The 20,388-nt window shown below is 71.6% G+C and carries 19 protein-coding genes and 4 tRNA genes; 16 read left to right on the top strand and 7 right to left on the bottom strand.

The genetic code is table 11. The features are described from left to right. Positions 1 to 109 precede the first annotated feature (109 nt). A complete protein-coding gene (locus QRX60_RS40925) occupies positions 110 to 322 on the bottom strand; it encodes a three-helix bundle dimerization domain-containing protein (RefSeq protein WP_285996828.1) in 213 nt (70 codons plus the stop codon). 188 nt (positions 323 to 510) lie between these two features. On the opposite strand from QRX60_RS40925, the gene QRX60_RS40920 reads away from it, so the two are divergent. Next, positions 511 to 2,319 (top strand): pyruvate kinase, encoded by a 1,809-nt coding sequence (locus QRX60_RS40920; protein ID WP_285996827.1) that lies wholly within the window; start codon positions 511 to 513, stop codon positions 2,317 to 2,319. Positions 2,320 to 2,333: 14 nt separating this feature from the next. On the opposite strand, the gene QRX60_RS40915 is transcribed toward QRX60_RS40920, so the two are convergent. From QRX60_RS40915 to QRX60_RS40895, 5 genes are all read right to left on the bottom strand, one after another. Further along, the gene (locus QRX60_RS40915; protein ID WP_285996826.1) at positions 2,334 to 2,750 is read right to left on the bottom strand and encodes a hypothetical protein; all 417 of its coding nucleotides are present in this window, start codon (positions 2,748 to 2,750) and stop codon (positions 2,334 to 2,336) included. 771 nt (positions 2,751 to 3,521) lie between these two features. After that, positions 3,522 to 3,596, bottom strand: a tRNA-Val gene (locus QRX60_RS40910). Position 3,597: 1 nt separating this feature from the next. After that, positions 3,598 to 3,668 (bottom strand) — tRNA-Cys (locus QRX60_RS40905). 23 nt (positions 3,669 to 3,691) lie between these two features. Next, positions 3,692 to 3,764: transfer RNA gene (locus QRX60_RS40900), tRNA-Gly, on the bottom strand. A 136-nt stretch (positions 3,765 to 3,900) separates the two neighbouring features. Continuing rightward, the gene (locus tag QRX60_RS40895; RefSeq protein ID WP_033293569.1) at positions 3,901 to 4,326 is read right to left on the bottom strand and encodes an SsgA family sporulation/cell division regulator; all 426 of its coding nucleotides are present in this window, start codon (positions 4,324 to 4,326) and stop codon (positions 3,901 to 3,903) included. Positions 4,327 to 4,720: 394 nt separating this feature from the next. On the opposite strand from QRX60_RS40895, the gene QRX60_RS40890 reads away from it, so the two are divergent. The 14 genes from QRX60_RS40890 (at position 4,721) to QRX60_RS40825 (ending at position 16,606) form a co-directional block, all read left to right on the top strand. Further along, a tRNA-Val gene (locus QRX60_RS40890) sits at positions 4,721 to 4,792 on the top strand. Between the two features lie 782 nt (positions 4,793 to 5,574). After that, complete coding sequence (locus QRX60_RS40885) at positions 5,575 to 7,101, top strand: sugar transferase (protein WP_285996825.1); 1,527 nt, start codon at positions 5,575 to 5,577, stop codon at positions 7,099 to 7,101. A gap of 221 nt (positions 7,102 to 7,322) precedes the next feature. Beyond that, positions 7,323 to 7,937, top strand: a complete 615-nt coding sequence (locus QRX60_RS40880) for a malonic semialdehyde reductase (RefSeq protein ID WP_285996824.1) — start codon at positions 7,323 to 7,325, stop codon at positions 7,935 to 7,937. Between the two features lie 131 nt (positions 7,938 to 8,068). Then, on the top strand, positions 8,069 to 10,096 hold the full coding sequence (gene thrS / locus QRX60_RS40875) for a threonine--tRNA ligase (protein WP_285996823.1): 2,028 nt from the start codon (positions 8,069 to 8,071) through the stop codon (positions 10,094 to 10,096). Then, positions 10,093 to 10,635, top strand: coding sequence for an HIT family protein (locus QRX60_RS40870; protein WP_285996822.1), 543 nt, complete (start codon positions 10,093 to 10,095; stop codon positions 10,633 to 10,635). Before thrS ends, QRX60_RS40870 begins: the two co-directional genes overlap by 4 nt. Before the next feature lie 154 nt (positions 10,636 to 10,789). Continuing rightward, positions 10,790 to 11,320 (top strand): MarR family winged helix-turn-helix transcriptional regulator, encoded by a 531-nt coding sequence (locus tag QRX60_RS40865; RefSeq protein ID WP_285996821.1) that lies wholly within the window; start codon positions 10,790 to 10,792, stop codon positions 11,318 to 11,320. Between the two features lie 89 nt (positions 11,321 to 11,409). Continuing rightward, positions 11,410 to 12,036: a phosphatidylinositol phosphate synthase gene (gene pgsA, locus QRX60_RS40860; RefSeq protein ID WP_285996820.1), complete on the top strand. Its 627-nt coding sequence runs from the start codon at positions 11,410 to 11,412 to the stop codon at positions 12,034 to 12,036. Positions 12,037 to 12,109: 73 nt separating this feature from the next. Further along, positions 12,110 to 13,027 carry a phosphatidylinositol mannoside acyltransferase gene (locus QRX60_RS40855; RefSeq protein WP_285996819.1) on the top strand — a complete coding sequence of 306 codons (918 nt, stop codon included), beginning with the start codon at positions 12,110 to 12,112 and terminating at the stop codon, positions 13,025 to 13,027. Between the two features lie 18 nt (positions 13,028 to 13,045). Then, on the top strand, positions 13,046 to 14,191 hold the full coding sequence (locus QRX60_RS40850) for a glycosyltransferase family 4 protein (protein WP_286003803.1): 1,146 nt from the start codon (positions 13,046 to 13,048) through the stop codon (positions 14,189 to 14,191). Next, positions 14,188 to 14,670: an NUDIX hydrolase gene (locus QRX60_RS40845; protein ID WP_285996818.1), complete on the top strand. Its 483-nt coding sequence runs from the start codon at positions 14,188 to 14,190 to the stop codon at positions 14,668 to 14,670. Before QRX60_RS40850 ends, QRX60_RS40845 begins: the two co-directional genes overlap by 4 nt. Before the next feature lie 4 nt (positions 14,671 to 14,674). Continuing rightward, on the top strand, positions 14,675 to 14,932 hold the full coding sequence (locus QRX60_RS40840; RefSeq protein WP_285996817.1) for a hypothetical protein: 258 nt from the start codon (positions 14,675 to 14,677) through the stop codon (positions 14,930 to 14,932). Between the two features lie 32 nt (positions 14,933 to 14,964). Further along, entirely contained in the window at positions 14,965 to 15,234 is a 270-nt protein-coding gene (locus tag QRX60_RS40835) for a hypothetical protein (RefSeq protein WP_285996816.1), read from the top strand. Between the two features lie 13 nt (positions 15,235 to 15,247). Beyond that, on the top strand, positions 15,248 to 15,751 hold the full coding sequence (locus QRX60_RS40830) for an XdhC family protein (protein WP_285996815.1): 504 nt from the start codon (positions 15,248 to 15,250) through the stop codon (positions 15,749 to 15,751). 57 nt (positions 15,752 to 15,808) lie between these two features. Then, on the top strand, positions 15,809 to 16,606 hold the full coding sequence (locus QRX60_RS40825; RefSeq protein WP_285996814.1) for a class I SAM-dependent methyltransferase: 798 nt from the start codon (positions 15,809 to 15,811) through the stop codon (positions 16,604 to 16,606). Between the two features lie 103 nt (positions 16,607 to 16,709). Here QRX60_RS40825 and QRX60_RS40820 read toward each other — a convergent pair whose 3' ends face one another. Further along, on the bottom strand, positions 16,710 to 18,818 hold the full coding sequence (locus QRX60_RS40820) for an elongation factor G-like protein EF-G2 (RefSeq protein WP_285996813.1): 2,109 nt from the start codon (positions 18,816 to 18,818) through the stop codon (positions 16,710 to 16,712). Between the two features lie 124 nt (positions 18,819 to 18,942). On the opposite strand from QRX60_RS40820, the gene QRX60_RS40815 reads away from it, so the two are divergent. Continuing rightward, the gene (locus tag QRX60_RS40815) at positions 18,943 to 20,370 is read left to right on the top strand and encodes an FAD-binding oxidoreductase (protein ID WP_285996812.1); all 1,428 of its coding nucleotides are present in this window, start codon (positions 18,943 to 18,945) and stop codon (positions 20,368 to 20,370) included. The last annotated feature ends 18 nt before the right edge of the window (positions 20,371 to 20,388 follow it).

Genomic DNA, 20,388 nt, shown 5'->3' with positions numbered 1-20,388 from the left:
TCCCCGGGCGCTCGCGTGCCGGTCACCGGTGTCCGGTGCACCGCGTACCTGAGGACTCGTCGCGTTCCGGCGTGTGGTTACACCCGTCACCCGGATGCCGCACGCGAGGTCACTCCGCCGCTCTCGCGAGTTCGCGATGGGCTCGTCGTTCGGTGAGCAACGGCACGAAGTCGCGGATGCGGGCGTCGGTGAAAGCGCGGTAGCTGTCGTCGACGACGTCTTGGATGTGGCTGGTGGCGTGGGTGGCGGCGAACTTCGCGGTCAGCCGCGCGACGACCAGCCGGATCTCGAGGCGTTCGCGGGGCGAGACACGAGCGGGCATGCTCCAGGCTCCTTCGGCGGGGATCCTCTCGCTTCCAGCACCGACCGTAGGTAGTGTCCACGGCTCGGCACATGGACCTGCGCCCCCGGCACCAGGGACCTTCGTCGCGGGCCGCCAGAGGCGAAAGGCTTCTCCATCGGCACTCTCGTGCCCTGGCCGTGCCGGGACCGGCCGGGGAAGCTGGGCGCGTGACGAAGGCACCGTCCGCCAGCGAATCCTCCGTGATCGTCGAAGAAATCCGACAGCTGTTCACCGTGCTGACCGACGCCGAGTCCTACTGGGCGGCGCGGGTCGGCGAAGTCGCCCCCGGCCATGCGGCCGGCGCGCGCAACCTCACGCACTACTGGGCCGTGCGGCAACTGGACCTGCGCGACCTCCAAGCCCGGCTGGCCGAGCAGGGCCTGTCCTCGCTGGGCCGCAGCGAACCGCATGTCCACGCCAGCCTCGAAGCCATCTTCGCGGCCGCCGTCGCCCTGGCCGGTGACCCCGAAGCGCGGAAACGCCCGCCGCGCACCGAATTCATCACCGGTCCGCGCAGCCTCCGCAGCAACAGCACCGCCCTGCTGGGTCCGGAACCCGCGCGGCGGCGGACCCGCGTCATGGTCACCCTGCCGGCGGAAGCCGCTCGCGACCCGACGCTGACGCGCGCCCTCGTCGGCGCCGGCATGGACCTCGCCCGGATCAACTGCGCGCACGACGGACCCGAGCAGTGGACAGCGATGATCGACCACGTCCGCGCCGCCGCCCGGGACGCCGGACGGCCCTGCCGGATCGCGATGGACCTCGCCGGCCCGAAACTGCGCACCGGCCCCCTGCTCGAGGGACCTCGCGTGGTCAAGCTCCGTCCCCACCGCGACCAGCTGGGCCGCCCGACCGCCCCGGCGTGGTGCTGGCTCACCCCCGCCGGCGCCCCGGCCCCGCGGCCCGACGCCCGGCCGATCCCGATCCACGCCGCCGAGCTCACCACCCTGCAGCCGGGACAGGGGCTGCGGTTCCGCGACGCCCGGGGCGCCCACCGCCGGCTCGTGATCGTCTCGGCGAGCCCGGCCGGAGTGCTTGCCACCACGCACCACACCGCCTACCTCACCACCGGAACGGTGGTGCGGGCGCGCGACGGCACCGAGGCCGAAGTCGGTGCGCTGCCCCCGGTCGAGCAGTTCCTGACGCTGCACGAAGGCGACCTGCTCACCCTGACCCGCGACTGCGCGCCCGTGGCCGTCCAACGGCCGCCCCGGATCGGCTGCACCCTGCCCGCCGTCTTCGACGCGGCCCGCCCGGGAGACCCGGTCCTGTTCGACGACGGCCGCATCGGCGGTGCCGTCGTCGACGCCCGCGCGGACACGGTCACCGTCCGGATCATCGACGCCCGCGACGGCGGATCCCGGCTGCGGGCGGGCAAGGGCATCAACCTGCCCCGAACCGAGTTGCCGGTGCCCGCCCTGACCGAGGCCGACCGCGCCTGCCTGCCGTTCGTCTGCGCCCACGCCGACCTGGTCCAGCTGTCGTTCGTCCGCACCCCCGGCGACGTCGAAGACCTGCTCGCCGAACTTGACCGGCACGGTGCCCGCGAGCTCGGCGTGATCCTCAAGGTCGAGACCCGGCAGGCGTTCGAAAACCTGCCCGAACTGCTGTTGACCGCGATGCGCCACCCGCGTACCGGCGTGATGATCGCCCGCGGCGACCTGGCCGTCGAATGCGGCTACGAACGGCTCGCCGAACTCCAGGAAGAAATCCTCTGGCTCTGCGAAGCCGCGCACCTGCCGGTTGTCTGGGCCACCCAGGTCCTCGACCAGCTCGCCCGCACCGGCCGCCCGTCCCGCGCCGAGATCACCGACGCCGCGATGGGCGTGCGCGCCGAATGCGTCATGCTCAACAAAGGACCGCACATCGTCGACGCCGTCACCACGCTCGACGACATCCTCCGCCGCATGGCCGACCACCACTACAAGAAGAACGCCTTGCTCAGGCCCTTGCGCTCGTGGCATCCACCCGGCTGATCACGACAGCGACCTCAACGGCCGGCCGACGCGGCCCGGTAGGCGGCGATCCTGATCCGCAATCCCCGCAGGTGGACCAGATCGATGGCGAACGTGAAGGCAGGCCGGTACCCCGGCGCGGGTTCGTCGGTCCGGCAGGGGCCGGCGATGGAGACGAACTCGTCGTCCGGGTCGAACCGCGGCTCCGACCAGACCGTGGCGTCCCCGGCCCCGCTGTCTGCCCGCCGGGCGCGGGCCAGCCAGTAGACGGGCAGCTTCAGCACTTCGCCCAGCGCCTTGTCGAACGAGGCGACGTCGGTCTCGGCGATCGCGAGCCCACGTCCGCTCCACACCCGCGGCGCCCAGCAGGCGGCGGCCGAGGCGTGGGTGAACGTCGCGGAGTCGCCGGACGCGGTGATCGTCCAGTCGGCCACGGTGGTGAGGATCGGCATGACGGCTCCCTGCGGTCGCGGCCCCCAGGTCCGGCCACCGTAATGGATCATGCCCGCGCAGCGGTACCGCCGGCGGCGCGCGGGTGGTGCGCCGGACAGCCGGACACCGAGGTCGGCGCCGTGCACGTCGGATTCAGACCAGACGTTGTTCACTTGAGGTTCACCTGTGGATCACCTGATGGGTGTCCCTGCGAGGCCAGCGGTCAGCTCGATGAGCTGGGGCAGCCGCGTCGGTATCCCCGTTCGCCGGCCGACGCGACTCTGATGGGGTGCCGTCCGTCGAGTCCGAAGGGGACAGTCTGCTCGGCTGCGCCTTGGCGGACACTTTCCCGAGTATCCGGACGCCGTCGAAAGAGCTGGACGGGAAGGTCTACAAAGGATGCCGGAAGAGCGGGGACGGAAGAGAGCTCCTACGGGGACGTGATTCGCCAGGCATCGCGGTGCCGACGAGGAGCTGTCGGACAGCCAGCGGGAGCCGTTCGGCCGGAGTAGGACGGGCTCGATCCGGACGAGGCGCGGCTGGGGCAGAAGATGACGGCCTTCGCCCGCGTCTACGACCACGTAACGCCGGCGATGGTGTACGAGCATCGATGCGCTGGACGAACGCTGGCCGCCCTACCTCCGGGGGAGCGGGCAAAGCTGGTGTCGTGGCTCCCGCACCTGCGGCCCGGCGGGCAATCGGGCCCGGGTCTATCGCCAAATCATCGCCACCCGACGACTGAAGCCCCGCCCCTCCGAAGAGGGACAGGGCTTCTGACCTGCGAAAACATCTGGTGCGCGATACTGGGATTGAACCAGTGACCTCTTCCGTGTCAGGGAAGCGCTCTCCCGCTGAGCTAATCGCGCGAGGTGGAGACGGGATTCGAACCCGTGTACACGGCTTTGCAGGCCGTTGCCTCGCCTCTCGGCCACTCCACCGTGCCAGGCTCGAGAGCCTACCGAGCGGATGACGGGATTCGAACCCGCGACCCTCACCTTGGCAAGGTGATGCGCTACCAGCTGCGCTACATCCGCACTGCACAGCTCCGGATCCCGAGGTCCAAGGCCTCGACCTTGTCCCTCACCCCGTCGCCGTGGTGTGTGAAAACCATATCGGACCCCGAAAACGGCGGCGACACCGGGGTGTCACTCCGCCGTTGCAAGCCCGTCATCAGGCCAGATCGTGGGGGATGAGGTGGGTGAGCGCGTCGTCGACGTCGACCCACAGGTGCTCGTTGCCCGGCAGCACCACGTCGTAGGTCCGGTCGAGGAAGTCGGCCAGCTCCTGGGCGGACGCCTCGAACATGGCGTGCCCGGACGGCGAGTTCAGCTCGATCAGCACGGACTCGGGGTCCTCGACGGAAGGGCGGATGCGGACGTCCCCGTCACCCGCGTCGGCCAGCAGGCCGTCCGCGAGGAGGTCGCGTGCGTACACCCATTCGACCCAGCCGGCGCGGCCGGTGCGGAAGGCGGCGACGACCGCATACGGGTCGCGTGTGTCGTAGCGCAGCTCCACCTTGACCGGAACCGCGGGCGTCCGCGGCGCCAGCAGGTCGAAGACCGCCGTCGAGCGGAGCGTCACGTGATCGTTGCGCATCGTCCTACCCTTCGTCTCCCTTCCCGGCCCGGCCCGGCCGAGGGCGTCACCACTGGGACGCATCGGGAGGCCGATTCCGTCGCAGGTGAGCCGCATATCACCCGTACGGGCCCATCAGCCCCCGTTTGCGCCCGTTGTTCACCCCCACGGCGCGCGATCGACCGGCGCGCCCCGTGCGGGCCCACGCCTCCATACTGCGCGGTTTAGTCGCCGGGCGATAGCACCGTCGCACGGATGTCGAATGTGGCGTCGGGCGACCCCCACCTGCCACAACCCCGGCTAGCTCGGGGTTGTTCGTTCCGTACTCGCCGGTAAGCGGAGTGTGGTCGCCGAGGACCACCCGTTTGCAGGCGCCCGTAAGTCGTACGCTAAAGTTCACCGCAACACCGCGAGCGGGCGATTAGCTCAGCGGGAGAGCGCTTCGTTCACACCGAAGAGGTCACTGGTTCGATCCCAGTATCGCCCACGCGACAGCTGATGAGCCCTGTCTGCGAAATGCGCAGACAGGGCTCTCGCTTTGTGCCCGATGGGCCGAGTCTCCCGCGGCGGCGAGCCTTCGGATCCCCGCATGTAGTCCTATTGTGATGTTGACCACGCCGAAGCGGAGTGAACGATCCGTTCGAATCCTCCGTATTCGCTGTCAGACGCGTTCTCGTCCTCGTCGCCGGAGCTTCGGGAACGTGCGTCTGTGGCCTGCCGGTGCGGCGGTCTTCTGTCGAACGAACCCCACGGGAGGCGTGCGCGGGATCCTCGGTGTGCCGCGGCGCGGCCGAGACGGGAGAACTTGTGACGGAAACCCGCGGGTGTGACGATTCGGCGACGAACGTCACGAGCTGATCACCGGCCGCCCGCGCGGCGGCGTCCGGGGATCGGCCTGGTCCACTGTGGACCACCGGCGCGCCGCAGTGTCCACAGTAGATTTCCCGGCCTCGTTCGGCCGTTCGGAAGAGCGTGGGTCCACCCGGGTGCGGGTATCACGCTCTTGGCTACATTCCGTAGTTTTTGTGGGGATACGCGCTATTACGCATCGTCATCATCTTGTTATCTTGCGGCCATTTTCTGGCGGGAAAGACGCGCTGCATGTGGCTGGAAATCCTTGTAACGATGCTGAGAGGGTCGCCGATACCTTGCCGTGTGAAGCCCACCGCGGGCACAGCGCGAACCCGAGTCGTGGTGACTGTACGAAATCACGCCCGGTGACGCAGCGTGCTTGCGGACCCAAGCCAATCCCTGGTCCCGGGAGGTCAGATGGAAGAGTCGGTGCGGCCGTCGTACACGGTGAGCAAACCACCGCCGCACATCGACCTCCAGGCCATTCCCCGACCCGCTCAGCGGGACGGCAAACCGGCCGAGGCGGCCGGGACGCCGCCCCCCAAGGCGCTGCCGGCGGCCTGGGAGGCGAGATACAGAGCCTGGGTCATCGGCAGCGACGTCTTCATAACGCTGCTGGTGATCGCGATCAGCGCGTTCGTCATCGATCGCGTTGCCCCGCACGACATGCACGCCTTCGGGACGATCCTCGCCGTGTTCGTCTCGCTCCCGGTCAGCCGGGCCTGGAGCCCGCGCGTGCTCGGCGAAGGGGCGGAGGAGTACCGCACGCTGGGCCGCGGCTTCATCACCGCGGCCGTCCTGGTCGCGCTGGGCGGCCTGCTGTTCGGCGCGCTCGAGGTCCAGGTCTGGGTGTTCGTCGTCGTCCCGGCGATCGCGCTCGTCGCGTTCCCGCAGCGGTACCTGCTGCGCCAGGTGCTGCACCGCAAGCGCGCCAAGGGACTCTGCCTGCTGCCGGTGATGGCGGCGGGCAGCCCGGAAACCGTCGCCGACCTGATCGCGCGCACCAAGTCCGAAGCACACGTCGGCTGGCGCGTCGAGGCGGCGTGCACGTTCACCGGCCACGGCGCCGAGCGCGACAGCGGCGAAATCGACGGTGTCCCGGTGGTCGGGAGGCTGGACGAACTTTCGCGGTACGTGCGGCGCGGCGGCTACCGGGTCGTGGCGATCACCGCGGACCAGTACTGGACGCCGAAGCGGTTGCAGCGGCTGGCCTGGGACATGGAGGGCACCGGCGCGGAGATGGTCGTGGCGCCCGTGCTGATGGAGGTGGCCGGGCCCCGGCTCAACGTCACCGGCGTGCTGGGGATGCCCCTGCTGCGCGTCACGGCGCCGATGTTCACCGGCGGCCGCCGCGTGGTGAAGGAGATCGTGGACCGGGCGGGCTCGGCGCTGCTGCTGACCCTGCTTTCCCCGCTGCTGCTGGTGATCGCGCTGGCGATCAAGCTGAACGACCGCGGCCCGGTGATCTACCGCCAGCGCCGCGTCGGCCGCGACGGCGCGACGTTCACCATGCTCAAGTTCCGCACGATGGTCACGAACGCCGACGAAATCCGGAAGACCCTCGAACAGGAGAACGAAGGCGCGGGCCCGCTCTTCAAGATGAAGCGTGATCCGCGGATCACCCGCGTGGGTGGTTTCCTGCGCCGGTATTCGCTCGACGAGGTGCCCCAGCTGTTCAACGTCGTGTCCGGGAAGATGTCGCTCGTCGGCCCGCGGCCACCGCTGCCGGAGGAGACCGCGCAGTACGCGCCGGACGCCCGCCGCCGGCTGCTCGTGAAGCCGGGCCTGACCGGGCTCTGGCAGGTGAGCGGGCGCAGCGACCTCACGTGGGCGGAGTCCATCCGGCTCGACCTGCGCTATGTCGAGGACTGGTCGCTGGCGCTCGACCTGGTGATCCTCTGGAAGACGTTCCGCGCGGTGATGGGCGGGCAGGGCGCCTACTGACCCGCCCGGGCCGCGCACGCGCACCACGGCCGCCGATCCCCGACAAGGGGGGTCGGCGGCCGTGCCCGTTTCGCGGCTGGGTACCCGGCCGGGTGAGGGGGCGTCGCCGCTCGTGTGCGGGCGCCTGCCGGTTGTGATCCACACAACTGGTTGAGCATGAAATAGTTCAACGCTCAACCTGGTTGCACGGGGTACCCGACCAACGGAAGGAACCCAGCCCCATGACCACCTTTGCCGAGCAGGCCGAGGCCCTCCAGGTCCCCGCGGACGTCCAGAACCTCCTGTTCCGCGAGGCGCGAACGGCCAACAGTTTCAGCTCCGAGCCGGTGACCGAGGAGCAGGTCCGCGCGATCTACGACCTCGTCAAGTGGGCCCCGACGTCGATGAACACCCAGCCGCTGCGGGCGCTGGTGCTCCGGACCGCCGAGGCGAAGGCCCGCCTGCTGCCGCACATGGCCCCGGGCAACCGGGACAAGACCGAAGCCGCTCCGCTGACCGTCGTGCTCGCCGCGGACGTCGACTTCCACGAGAACATCCCGCAGGTCTTCCCGCACAACCCCGGCGTCAAGGACAACTTCTCCGACGAGCAGGGCCGCGTCGAGTTCGCCAAGCTGAACTCGCTGCTGCAGGTCGGCTACTTCATCATCGGCGTCCGCGCCGCCGGCCTGGCTGCCGGCCCGATGACCGGCTTCGACGCCCAGGGCGTCGACGACGAGTTCTTCGCGGACAAGAAGTGGCGCTCGCTGGTCGTGGTGAACGTCGGCAAGCCGGGCGAGAACCCCTGGTTCGACCGCCTGCCGCGGCTGGACTTCGACCAGGTCGTCGAAACCCTCTGACCACGACCGGACAGGCCGCCTCCGCGTCCGGAGGCGGCCTGTCCGGCGTTCGCGGACGCGCGTGAGGCGCGCGCGGGCCGACGACTAGCATCGTCGGGGTCATCTCCGTCACTCCAGTCCGAGGAGCCATCGTGTCGCAGTCGCCCCCCGTTTCCCCCGTGGCCGCCTCCCGCGTGGTGGTACCGGCGGGCACTACGGCGGGGGCGGCGGTCCGCGAGGCCGGCCTGCCGACCAAGGGCCCGGACACGGTCGTCGTCGTCCGCGACGCCGAGGGCAAGCTGCGCGACCTCGCCTGGGCCCCGGAATCCGACGCCGAGGTCGAGCCGGTCGCCGCGAACACCGAGGACGGGCGCAGCGTCATCCGCCATTCGGCGGCCCACGTGCTCGCCCAGGCCGTGCAGCAGCAATTCCCCGAAGCCAAGCTCGGTATCGGCCCGCCGGTGAAAGACGGCTTCTACTACGACTTCGCGGTTGACACTCCGTTCACCCCGGAAGACCTGCAGGCGCTCGAAAAGCGCATGAAGCAGATCGTGAAGGGCGCCCAGCAGTTCTCGCGGCGCGTTTTCGACTCCGTCGACGAGGCCAAGAAGGAACTGGCGGACGAGCCGTTCAAGCTCGAACTCGTCGACCTCAAGTCCGAAGTGGACACTTCCGAGGTCATGGAGGTGGGCGAGGGCGAGCTCACCATCTACGACAATCTCGACCCGCGCACCAAGGAACGTGTCTGGAGTGACCTCTGCCGTGGTCCGCACGTGCCGACCACGAAGTTCATCCCCGCGTTCAAGCTGACCCGCGTCGCCGCCGCGTACTGGCGGGGGAGCGAGAAGAACCCGCAGCTGCAGCGGATCTACGGCACCGCGTGGGAGTCGGCCGAGGCGCAGGACGCCCACCTCGAGCGCATCGCCGAGGCCGAGCGCCGCGACCACCGCAAGCTCGGCGCCGAGCTCGACCTGTTCTCCTTCCCCGAGGAGATCGGCTCCGGCCTGCCGGTGTTCCACCCCAAGGGCGGCATCATCCGCCGGGAGCTGGAGAACTACTCGCGCCGCCGCCACGAGGAGGCCGGCTACGAGTTCGTGAACACCCCGCACATCAGCAAGGGCGAGCTGTTCCACACCTCCGGCCACCTGCCCTACTACGCGGACACGATGTTCCCGCCGGTGCAGTTCGACGAGGAGAACTACTACCTCAAGGCCATGAACTGCCCGATGCACAACCTGATCTTCCGCTCGCGCGGGCGGTCCTACCGCGAGCTGCCGCTGCGGCTGTTCGAGTTCGGCACGGTCTACCGCTACGAGAAGTCGGGCGTCGTGCACGGCCTCACCCGCGTGCGCGGCCTGACGATGGACGACTCGCACATCTACTGCACCAAGGAGCAGATGCCGGGCGAGCTGCGGTCGCTGCTCAAGTTCGTGCTGGACCTGCTGGCCGACTACGGCCTCTCCGACTTCTACCTCGAGCTGTCCACCCGCGGCGACTCCGACAAGTTCATCGGCGAGGACTGGGAGTGGGAGGAGGCCACCGAGACACTGCGGCAGGCCGCCGTCGACTCGGGCCTCGAGCTGGTCCCGGACCCGGGTGGCGCGGCCTTCTACGGCCCGAAGATCTCGGTCCAGGCCAAGGACGCCATCGGCCGCACCTGGCAGATGTCGACCATCCAGCTGGACTTCAACCAGAACAAGCGGTTCGAGCTGGAGTACACCGCGCCGGACGGTTCGCGCCAGCGGCCGGTGATGATCCACCGCGCGCTGTTCGGCTCGATCGAGCGGTTCTTCGGCGTGCTGACCGAGCACTACGCGGGCGCGTTCCCGGCGTGGCTCGCGCCGGTGCAGGTGGTCGGCATCCCGATCACCGCCGACCAGGTCGGGTACCTGCAGGACGTCGAGAAGGCGTTGCGCGCCAAGGGGATCCGCGCGGAGGTCGACGCGAGCGACGACCGGATGCAGAAGAAGATCCGCACCCACACGACGCAGAAGGTGCCCTTCATGCTGCTGGCCGGCGCGAAGGACGTCGAGGCGGGCGCGGTGTCGTTCCGCTTCCGCGACGGCGGCCAGATCAACGGCGTGCCGGTGGACAAGGCGGTCGAGGCGATCGCGGAGTGGGTCGAACGCCGCGAAAACGCGTCGCCGTCGGCCGAGGCGCTGGAGACGGTCGTTCGGTGAGTGACGGTCCCGAGCTCGTCGAGCAGCAGGGCGGCGGGGTCCAGGACGCGTTCCAGCGCCTCTGGACCCCGCACCGGATGGCCTACATCAAGGGCCAGGACAAGCCGGACGACGACGAGGACACCGGCTGCCCGTTCTGCCGCATCCCGTCCCTGGACGACAAGACGGGCCTGATCGTCGCGCGCGGCGAGAAGGTGTTCGCGGTGCTGAACCTGTACCCGTACAACCCCGGGCACCTGATGGTGGTGCCCTACCGGCACGTCGCGGACTACACCGAGCTGACGGTGGAGGAGACGCGCGAGGTCGCCGAGTTCACCCAGCACGCGATGAAGGTGATCCGCGCGGTGTCCGGCGCGCACGGGTTCAACATCGGCCTCAACCAGGGCGTGGTCGCGGGCGCGGGGATCGCGGCGCACCTGCACCAGCACCTCGTGCCGCGCTGGGGCGGGGACGCGAACTTCATGCCGGTCATCGGCCAGACGAAGGTGCTGCCGCAGCTGCTCGGCGAGACCCGGGACCTGCTGTCCGACGCCTGGTGACGCGGGCCCGGCACCACACGACGTGAATGACTCATTCCTGTCGCCCGACGACAGGAATGAGTCATTCACTACACGCCGGTCGCCCACGGAAAACGCTCGGATGCCGTAACCGGCAAAGCCTGATTGAGTGTTCAACCGAGGGTATGATGGGGGTATGTCCGAAACCCGATGGCTCAGCGACGACGAGCAGCGCGTCTGGCGTGAGTTCAACGCGGCCACCCGCATGCTCAGCGCGCACCTCGAGGGGCAGCTGCAGCACGACTCGGGCATGCCGCACACCTACTACGAAGTCCTCGTGGCGCTCTCGGAAGCGCCCGGCCGCCGGCTGCGGATGAGCGAGCTCGCCGACGCGCGCCAGGCGTCGCGAAGCCGGCTCTCGCACGCGGTCGCGCGCCTGGAAGCCAACGGCTGGGTGCGCCGCGAAGCCTGCCCGACCGACAAGCGCGGCGCCTGGGCCGTCCTGACCGACGCCGGCTTCACCGCGCTCGAAGCGGCCGCGCCCGGGCACGTCGAGGCCGTCCGCGAGAGCCTCTTCGACCCGCTGACGCCGGAGCAGGTCACCGCGCTCGGCGAGATCAGCGCCGCGATCCGGCAGCGCCTGTCGCCGAAGTGCGCCGCCGCCCAGGCCGCGGAAGAGGCACGGGAGTACCCCGGCGAGGTCGTCCGGCTGCCGAAATCGGGCTGAGCCGGGGCGGCGCGTGGGGTTCACCGGGGCGGGTGGATAGGCTGCCATCGCCCACCCGATCCTCGTAGCCAGGTGTCTCAGACGAACCGATGCTCAATATCTTCGCGCGTGCCTCCGTTTCCCGCGTCACCGATCCGATCGGCCAGGCGCTGGTCCGCGTCGGGCTGACCCCGAACGCGATGACCGTGCTCGGCACCGCCGGCGCCGTCGTCTGCGCCCTGGCCTTCTTCCCGAACGGCTACCTGCTCTGGGGCACCTTCACGGTGTGGGGCTTCGCCATGCTGGACCTCCTCGACGGCGCCATGGCCCGTGCCCGCGGCTACGGCACCCCGTTCGGCGCGGTGCTCGACGCCACCTGCGACAGGCTGGTCGACGGTGCCCTGTTCGCCGCGATCGCCTGGTGGTGCTTCGTCGTCGACGACAACCACCCGGCCGCCGCCGCGGCGCTGCTGTGCCTGGTGCTCGCCCAGGTCATCTCCTACGTCAAGGCCCGCGCCGACGCCTCCGGCCTGCCGGTGGACGGCGGGCTCGTCGAACGCGCCGAGCGGCTGATCATCGCCCTGGTCGGCACCGGCCTGCACGGCTTCGGCATCCCGTACACCGTCGACGTGACGCTCTGGCTGCTGGCCGTGCTGTCGGTCATCACCCTGCTGCAGCGCTTCGCCGCCGTGGCGAAGGCGGCCCGCGAGGCCGCCGCCGGGGAGCAGTCGGCATGAGCGAGCCCGCGAGCGAATCATTCACCACTGCGCCTTCGGCCCAGGCCGCGCCGAGCGTCAGCGAGGCGTGCGCATGAGCAGGGTCTCCGAGCGGCTGAGCGCCTTCGGCTACGCGGCCGGGTGGCGGCTGGCCGGCTGGCTGCCGGCCGGCTTCGGCAGCACGGTGTTCTCGCTCGGCGCGGACCTCGCCGTCCGGCGTGACGCCGGCGGCGTGCGGCAGTTGCGCGCCAACCTCGCCCGTGTCGTCCCGCAGGCCGATCCGGTCGAGCTGGACGAGCTGACCCGGCGTGCCATGCGCTCGTACGCCCGGTACTGGCACGAGACCTTCCGGCTGCCGTCGATGGACCAGAAGGAGGTCAGCGCCAAGGTCGCGGGGTCGATCACCGGCGTGGAGAACCTCGACGCGGCGCTCGCCGAGGGCAACGGCGCGGTGATGGCGCTGCCGCACAGCGGGAACTGGGACATCGCCGGGGTCTGGCTGGCCGACTACCTCGGCGGCTTCACGACCGTCGCCGAGCGGCTGAAGCCCGAGTCGCTCTACCGCCGGTTCGTCGAGTACCGCGAGTCGCTCGGCTTCGAGATCGTGCCGCTGACCGGCGACAGCTCGGCGATGCGCGTGCTGCTGAAGCGGCTGCGCGAGAACAAGGCCGTCTGCCTGGTCGGCGACCGCGACCTGACCACGAGCGGGATCCCGGTGAAGTTCTTCGGCGAGGCCGCGCGGATGCCCGGCGGCCCGGCGCGGCTGGCGGCCACGACCGGTGCGGCGCTGATCCCGGCCGGCTGCTGGTTCACCGAGGACGGCTGGCAGATCCGGCTGCACCCGCGCATCCGCGTCACCGCGCGCGCCGAGGTCCCCGCCGCCACGCAGGCACTGGCCGACATCTTCGCCGGCGACATCGCCGCGCACCCGGCCGACTGGCACATGGTGCAGAAGTTCTGGCCGGCCGACCTGGACGCCGGCGAGCAGGTCAGCCTGGAAGAGGCGAGCTGAGGCGTGGCCACGCGTCCGATGCGGGTCGGGATCGTCTGCCCCTACTCCTTCGACGTGCCCGGCGGGGTCCAGGGGCACGTGATCGACCTGACGAAGGCGCTGCTCGCGCGCGGGCACCAGGTGTCCGTGCTCGCGCCCGCCGACGAGGACGCGGACCTGCCGCCGTTCGTGCACCCGGCCGGCAAGGCGCTCGGCATCCCCTACAACGGCTCGGTCGCGCGGCTGCAGTTCGGCCCGGTGTCCTACGCGCGGGTGCGCCGCTGGATCCGTGACGGCGACTTCGACGTCCTGCACCTGCACGAGCCCGCGGCGCCGAGCCTTTCGCTGCTGGCGCTGCTCATCGCGGACGGCCCGATCGTGGCGACGTTCCACACCGCGACCACGCGCTCGCGCACGCTGTCGGCGTTCCAGCCCGTGCTGCGGCCGCTGCTGGAGAAGATCACCGCGCGGATCGCGGTGTCCGCGCTGGCCCGCCGGGTGCAGGTGGAGCACGCGGGCGGCGACGCCGTGGAGATCCCCAACGGCGTCGACGTCGAGTTCTTCTCCTCGGCGACACCGCTGCCGGGCTACCCGCGGGCCGGTGGCACGGTCGGGTTCGTCGGCCGGTTCGGCGAGCCGCGCAAGGGCATGGGGGTGCTCCTGGAGGCGCTGCGGCGGATCCTGCCGGAGTTCGAGGACCTGCGGCTGGTCGTGGTCGGCCGCGGCGACGAAGACCAGCTGCGCCGCGACGCCGGCCCGGAGCTGGCGCCGCACCTGGAGCTGCTCGGGCAGGCCGACGATCACGTGAAGGCCCAGGCGTTGCGCAGCGTCGACGTCTACTGCGCGCCGAACACCGGCGGCGAGAGCTTCGGGATGATCCTCACCGAGGCGATGGCGGCCGGCACCCCGGTGCTGGCCAGCGGCCTCGACTCGTTCCGGCGGGTGCTCGACGACGGCCACGCCGGGATGCTCGTCGAAACCGGCGACCCGGCGGCCCTCGCCGACGGCCTGCGCGAGCTGCTCGGCGACCCGGCGCGGCGGGCGTCGCTGGCCGCGGCGGCGGGGGAGCGGGTGACGATGTTCGACTGGTCGGTGGTGGCGACGCAGGTGCTGCGGGTCTACGAGACGGCCATCGCCGCCGACCCGCGGCGCGTCGCGGCGCCGGAGCGGGAGCCGGCCCGGTGAGCGTGCTCGGCTGGCTGCTCCCGGTCCTGGCGCTCGTCGTCGTGCTGGGCGGGCTCCTCCTGGTGGCGACGGCGAACCGGCTCGACCGGCTGCACGTCCGGATGGACGCGGGCTGGGCCGCGCTCGATGCGGCGTTGGCGCGCCGCGCGGTGGTGGCCCGCGCGGTCGCGGTGGTGCTGGGCGAAACGGGCCTGCGGACGCTGGCCGAGCGCGCCGAAGCGGCACCGCGGGCCGACCGCGAGGACGCGGAGAACGAGCTGACGCTGCAGCTCAGCCGCGTCGACCGGGCGGGCCTGCCGGCCGAGCTGGCCGAGGAGCTGACCGACGCCGAACACCGGGTGGTGATCGCCCGCCGCGTCCACAACGACGCCGTCCGCGACACGCTGCGGCTGCGGCAGCGGCGGAAGGTGCGGTACTTCCGGCTCGCGGGCACCGCGCCGCTGCCGGAGTACTTCGAGTTCGCCGAACCGGAGGTCTGAGGACGTGGGCTGGTGGGTCGTCGTCGAGGAGCAGCGCGGGGCCGGTGACGGCCGGAACTGGTCGCTGTCGGAGACGTTCCCCTTCGCCGATCAGCCGGCGGCGGAGGCCGAGGCGTTGCGGCTCGCGCGGGAGCACCAGCCGGTGTACCCGTGGTCGCCGAAGTCGCGGCGGGTCCTGCGGGTCGCGGGTGGGTACCTGGTGATCGTCGAGGGCCGGACGTCGACGTTCCACTTCCGGCTGACGGTGGGCGAGGAAACCTGAAACCCGGCGGCCCCCGGCCGCGTCGGACCGGCATGAGTTCGACGTGGTGGGTGGTCATCGAGGAGCAGGGCGGCATGGGCGACAGCCGGGGCTGGGGCGTCGCGGAGGCGACGCCGTACCCCGACCGCCAGAGTGCGGAGGACGACGCGTACCTGCTGGCCAAACAGCACCGGCCGCCGCGGCCGTCGTCACCGCGGAACCGGCTGGTGCTGCGCGTGACCGACGGGTACCTGGTGCTCGTGAAGGGCAAGACCGACCTCTGGCAGTTCCGCGTGACGGTGGGCGAACAGGCCGGGGGCTGACAGACTGGGCGGCATGAGCGAGACCTGCGACGTCGCCCACGGCGCGGCACCGGCGGACCCGGACACGCGGACCCTGGTGGCCGTCTTCGCCTCGCCGGTCTCGCGGTACCTGCTGAAGTTCGCGCGGGACCTCGGCTACCACGTCGCGCTGTTCGAGCCGGACGCCGCGCGCGCCACCGACGTGCCCGACGGGATCGAAGCGGGCACCACGCTGCCGCCCCTGGACGCCTCGGCGGACGTGGTCGTCACCGACCACCACCGGCCGGAGCTCGGCGACGTCCTGAAGGCCGCGCTCGGCGAGGCGCCGCGGTGGATCGGCGTGCTCGGCAACCCGCGGCACCCGGGCCCGCACGTGGCCGCGCTGCAGGGGCTCGGCGTGGCGGAGGCCGACATCGCCCGGGTGCACCGGCCGGTGGGGCTGAACATCGGTTCCCGGACCCCGGCGGAGATCGCGGTGGCGACGCTCGCCGGGCTGCTGGCCGACCGCAACGGCCGCCCGGGTGGCTTCGACTTCTGACCGGCTCGTCCCACTGGCGGTTCCTCGCCGCGGGGACGGTCGCTAGCGTCGGCCCCCATGGCGACAGCTGCCGAGGCGCGGGCGAAGTACGACCGGATCGCCGACCGGTACGAGGAGATCTTCTTCTACGTGGGGGACGTCGGCGCCCGGCTCGCCGCGTTCGCCGGCCCGCCGCCGGGTGCGCGGGCCCTCGACGTCGGGGCCGGCCGCGGCGCGGTCGCCCGTGCTCTGCTGGCGCGCGGCTGCGCGGTGACGGCGATCGACGCGTCGCCGGAGATGGTGGCCCGGCTCGCCGCCGACCACCCGGAACTGACCGCCCGCACCATGGACGCCGCCGCGCCGGACTTTCCCGACGCGACGTTCGACCTGGTCACGGCGGGGTTCGTCGTGCAGGTCCTGGACGACCCGGCGGCGGTGCTCGCCCAGGTCCGGCGGATGCTGGTGCCCGGCGGGACGATCGCGCTGTCGCTGGAACGGCAGTCGGTGGGCCGGCTGAGCTGGTTGCAGGAGCTCAGCGTCGAGTTCTTCTCGCCGGGCTCTCCGGCCGAGCCCGCTCCCGAACCGTCGCCGGGGACCGGGCCGATGGACGCGGAAGGCCTCGACTCGCTGCTGACCGAAGCGGGATTCACCGGCCTGGCACGGGAAGAGATCGAGATGCCGTTGCCGCTCGACGGACCCGAGGCACTGTGGGAGTGGCTGCAGCCGCGCGGCGGCACCGAGCTGGTCGCCGCGCTGGGCGAACGGGCCGGCGAGTTCCACGCGCGATTCCTGGACGGCGCCCGCACGATGGGCGAGGACGGCGGGATCACCCTCGACTTCGCGGCCACGCTGCACCGCGCACACCGGCCCGGCTGACCTCGCCCCCGACCCGACGACGCGCGTACGCAGCCGGACGACACGGCGGCAGAGGCTTCCCGCGCCGCGTTGTCCAGCCGGGTACGCGCGTCGTCCGGCCTGGCTAGTGCACCGCCATTCCTTCCGGCACCGGCTCGAACCTCGCGTGCCGGCGGGTGAAGGTCGCCGTGCCCGAGGTCATCGAGCGCAGGTCGATCAGGTACCGCAGCAGCTCCGTCGCCGGGACCTCGGCCCGGATCACCGTCCGCCCGCCGTCGCCGGCTTCGGTGCCCAGCACCCGGCCCCGCCGGGACGACAGGTCGCCGAGCACGGTGCCGAGGTGCTCGTCCGGCAGCCGGATCGCCACCTCCTCCAGGGGCTCCAGCATCGTGATGTGCCCGCTCGCGGCGGCCTCCCGCACCGCGAGCGCGCCCGCGGTCTGGAACGCGGCGTCCGACGAGTCCACGCTGTGCGCCTTGCCGTCGACCAGGGTCACCTTCACGTCGACCACCGGGTGCCCGTCGGTCAGCCCTTTCTGCAGCTGGGCCCGCACGCCCTTCTCCACGCTCGGGATGAACTGGTGCGGCACCGAACCGCCGACGACCTTGTCCACGAACTGGAACCCACTGCCCCGCGGCAGCGGCTCGACCTCGATGTCGCAGACCGCGAACTGGCCGTGGCCGCCGGACTGCTTCACGTGCCGCCCGTGTCCCTTGGCCGGTTTGGTGAAGGTCGCGCGCAGGCTGACCTTCACCGGTTCGGTGTCGACGTCCGCGCCGCCCGCCCGCAGCCGGGAGAGGACGACGTCCGCGTGGGCCTCACCCATGCACCACAGCACCAGCTGGTTGGTCTCGGCGTTGCGGTCCAGCCGCAGCGTCGGGTCGCCGGCGACCAGGCGGGACAGGTTGCGCGCCAGCGTGTCCTCGTCGCTGCGGGTCTTCGCGACCACCGCCACCGGCAGCAGCGGCTCCGGCATCGCCCACGGCTCCATCAGCAGCGGCTCGTCCGGCGAAGAGACGGTGTCGCCGGTCTCCGCCGAGCCGACCTTCGTCAGCGCGCAGAGGTCGCCCGCGACGCAGTAGGGCACTTCCCGCAGGTTGGCGCCGAGCGGGGAGTAGAGGTGGGCGACGCGCTCGTCGGCGTCGTGGTCCTCGTGGCCGCGTTCGGCGAGGCCGTGCCCGGACACGTGCACCGGCCGCTCCGGCCGCAGCGTCCCGGAGAACACCCGGACGAGCGACACGCGGCCGACGTAGGAGTCGACGGCCGTCCGGACGACCTCCGCGGCGAGGGGGCCCGCGGGGTCGGCGGTGATGGCGGCGTGCGCTGCGCCGTCCGGCGTGGTGACGTCGGGTGGCCGGTGTTCGAGCGGGGAGGGGAACGCTCGCACGATGCCGTCGAGCACCTCGGCCAGGCCGATCCCGCTGGTCGCGCAGACCGGGATGACCGGGTGGAACGACCCGCGCGCGACGGCGGTTTCGAGGTCGGCGATGAGGGTCTCCTCGGCGATCTCTTCGCCACCGAGGTAGCGATCCATCAGGGATTCGTCCTCGCTCTCGGCGATGATCCCTTCGATCAGCTCGTTGCGGGCTTCGGCCATCCGCTCGAGGTCGGCCGGATCGGGCTCGCCGGTCTTCGGCGGGTATCCGGCGGAGTAGTCGAAGTACCGCTGGGTGATCAGCCCGACCAGGCCGTCGCCCGCGGGCAGGTACAGCGGCAGCACGCCGGCGCCGAACGCGGCCTGGCAGGCGGCGATCTCGGCCATCGCGTCGGCCCGGTGGTGGTCGAGCCGGGAGACGACGACCGCGCGCGGCATGCCGACGGCGGCGCACTCCTCCCACACCGCGACCGTCGCCGCGTCGACCCCTTCGGCCGCGCAGACGACGAACAGCGCCGCGTCGGCCGCGCGCAGCCCCGCCCGCAGCTCCCCGACGAAGTCGGCGTACCCCGGCGTGTCGATCAGGTTGATCTTGTGGCCCTGGTGCAGCACCGGCGCAACCGAAAGGCCGACCGAGCGCTGCTGGCGGACCGCGGCCGGGTCGTGGTCGCACACCGTCGTCCCGTCGACCACCGAGCCCGCGCGCGGGACGGTGCCCGACGCCGCGAGGAGGGCCTCCGTGAGGGTCGTCTTCCCCGAGCCGGACGGGCCGACGAGCACCACGTTGCGGACCTTCGCGGGGTCGTCCACAGCGACGGCGGCCCCGGTGTCGGCGTTCTTGGCTTGTTTGTCTGCCATGACGACTCCTCGGCGAACGGCTGGTGTACGGCGTGTGTCCTCGATCACACACCCGCTACCCTGGTCACGGCAAGGCAGGGGTCCCGGGACCAGCCGAATGCCTGGGGGGACGGCGGGGGGCGACATGGACAGGCGTACTTTCTTGCGGGTTTCCGGAGCGGTGCCGGTGGCGGGGATGGCGGGGTGGCCGCCGCCGGACGACTGGCAGCGGCTGCGCCGGCGGCTCTCCGGGCCGCTGTTCCGGCCGGGCGACCCGGGCTACCCGGAGGCCAAGCAGGGTTTCTTCACCATGTACGACGACCGGATGCCCGCGGCCGTGGTCGGCGCCGCGCGGGTCGAGGACGTCCAGGAGGTGATCGGTTTCGCGGCCCGGCACCGGTTGCCGGTCGCCGCCCGGAGCGGCGGGCACAGCTACCCCGGTTACTCCACAGTGGACGGCGGGATCGTGGTGGACCTGAGCCGGTTCTGCGGCATCGAGGTGCGGCCGGACGGGCGGGCGGTGATCGGCGCCGGCGCCCGGCTGGGCCCGATCGCGGCGACGCTCGCCGCACGCGGCCGGGTGCTGCCCGCCGGCACCTGCGAGACGGTCGGCATCGCCGGTCTGACCCTCGGCGGCGGGCTCGGCCTCGTCGACCGGAAGTACGGGCTGACCTGCGACCAGCTGGAGGCGGCGCGGATCGTCACGGCCGACGGCCGGGTGCGAACGGCGTCGGCGACGGCGGAGCCGGACCTGTTCTGGGCGTTGCGCGGCGGGGGCGGCGGCAACTTCGGCATCGTCACCGGGTTCACGTTCCGGACCGTGCCGGCGGCGGACGTCGCGACCTTCGCGCTGGACTTCCCGGACGGGACACAGGCCGCGCTGCTCGGCGCGTGGCAGGAGTGGCTGCCGGGGCTCCCGGACGAGCTGTGGTCGGGCATGGATCTCGCGGCCGGGCGCGCCGGGGTCAGCGGGACGTTCCTCGGTCCGGAGACGCGGTTGACCGAGCTGCTCGACGACCTCGTCCGCCGGGTGGGCACCCCGCCCGGCGGACGGCGGAGCCGCGTCACCGACCACCTGAGCGCGATGCGGTCCTTCGACACCCGGGAGGCCACGGTCCGGGAGGCGTACGTCGGCACTTCGCGGATGCTGACGCGACCGGTCGCCGACCCGGCGGCGGTGGCCGAGGTGCTGACCCGCGATCCGGGCGTCGACACGCTCGTCGACTCGGCCGGCGGCGCGATCGCGCGCGTCGGCGCCCGCGAAACGGCGTTCCCGCACCGGAAGGCCTTGGCCAGCTTCCAGTTCCTGCACGGGGCGGCGCCCGGGGAAGGCAGCGAGGCCGGCGCACGGCGTTCGCTCGCCGCCGTGCGCGACGGGCTCGGGCCGGAGTTCGGCACCACCGGCTACGTCAACTACCTGGACCCGGAGATGCCCGACTGGGCCGAGGCTTACTACGGGGTGAACCTGCCGCGGCTGCGCGCTGTCGCCCGAAAGTATGACCCGCGAGGAATTTTCGCTTTCCCGCAAGGACTTTCGGCGCCCCACTCGACTGTCCACTTGGGAGAGACATAGACTTCGCGGGACGTCGGC

It is taken from the genome of Amycolatopsis mongoliensis (assembly GCF_030285665.1).
Lineage (GTDB): Bacteria > Actinomycetota > Actinomycetes > Mycobacteriales > Pseudonocardiaceae > Amycolatopsis > Amycolatopsis mongoliensis.
Note: the sequence above shows the minus strand (reverse complement) of the source record. Positions and strands in the feature narration are given on the sequence as shown.

What these genes read in the sequence shown, in the direction of transcription:
- QRX60_RS40855 (WP_285996819.1), top strand. Translation starts at nt 12,110, where the DNA reads ATGAGCAGGGTCTCCGAGCGGCTGAGCGCCTTCGGCTACGCGGCCGGG.
- QRX60_RS40915 (WP_285996826.1), bottom strand. Translation starts at nt 2,750, where the DNA reads ATGCCGATCCTCACCACCGTGGCCGACTGGACGATCACCGCGTCCGGC.
- QRX60_RS40925 (WP_285996828.1), bottom strand. Translation starts at nt 322, where the DNA reads ATGCCCGCTCGTGTCTCGCCCCGCGAACGCCTCGAGATCCGGCTGGTC.
- QRX60_RS40880 (WP_285996824.1), top strand. Translation starts at nt 7,323, where the DNA reads ATGACCACCTTTGCCGAGCAGGCCGAGGCCCTCCAGGTCCCCGCGGAC.
- QRX60_RS40820 (WP_285996813.1), bottom strand. Translation starts at nt 18,818, where the DNA reads ATGGCAGACAAACAAGCCAAGAACGCCGACACCGGGGCCGCCGTCGCT.
- QRX60_RS40825 (WP_285996814.1), top strand. Translation starts at nt 15,809, where the DNA reads ATGGCGACAGCTGCCGAGGCGCGGGCGAAGTACGACCGGATCGCCGAC.
- QRX60_RS40895 (WP_033293569.1), bottom strand. Translation starts at nt 4,326, where the DNA reads ATGCGCAACGATCACGTGACGCTCCGCTCGACGGCGGTCTTCGACCTG.
- QRX60_RS40830 (WP_285996815.1), top strand. Translation starts at nt 15,248, where the DNA reads ATGAGCGAGACCTGCGACGTCGCCCACGGCGCGGCACCGGCGGACCCG.
- pgsA (WP_285996820.1), top strand. Translation starts at nt 11,410, where the DNA reads ATGCTCAATATCTTCGCGCGTGCCTCCGTTTCCCGCGTCACCGATCCG.
- QRX60_RS40835 (WP_285996816.1), top strand. Translation starts at nt 14,965, where the DNA reads ATGAGTTCGACGTGGTGGGTGGTCATCGAGGAGCAGGGCGGCATGGGC.
- QRX60_RS40815 (WP_285996812.1), top strand. Translation starts at nt 18,943, where the DNA reads ATGGACAGGCGTACTTTCTTGCGGGTTTCCGGAGCGGTGCCGGTGGCG.
- QRX60_RS40885 (WP_285996825.1), top strand. Translation starts at nt 5,575, where the DNA reads ATGGAAGAGTCGGTGCGGCCGTCGTACACGGTGAGCAAACCACCGCCG.
- QRX60_RS40865 (WP_285996821.1), top strand. Translation starts at nt 10,790, where the DNA reads ATGTCCGAAACCCGATGGCTCAGCGACGACGAGCAGCGCGTCTGGCGT.
- QRX60_RS40850 (WP_286003803.1), top strand. Translation starts at nt 13,046, where the DNA reads ATGCGGGTCGGGATCGTCTGCCCCTACTCCTTCGACGTGCCCGGCGGG.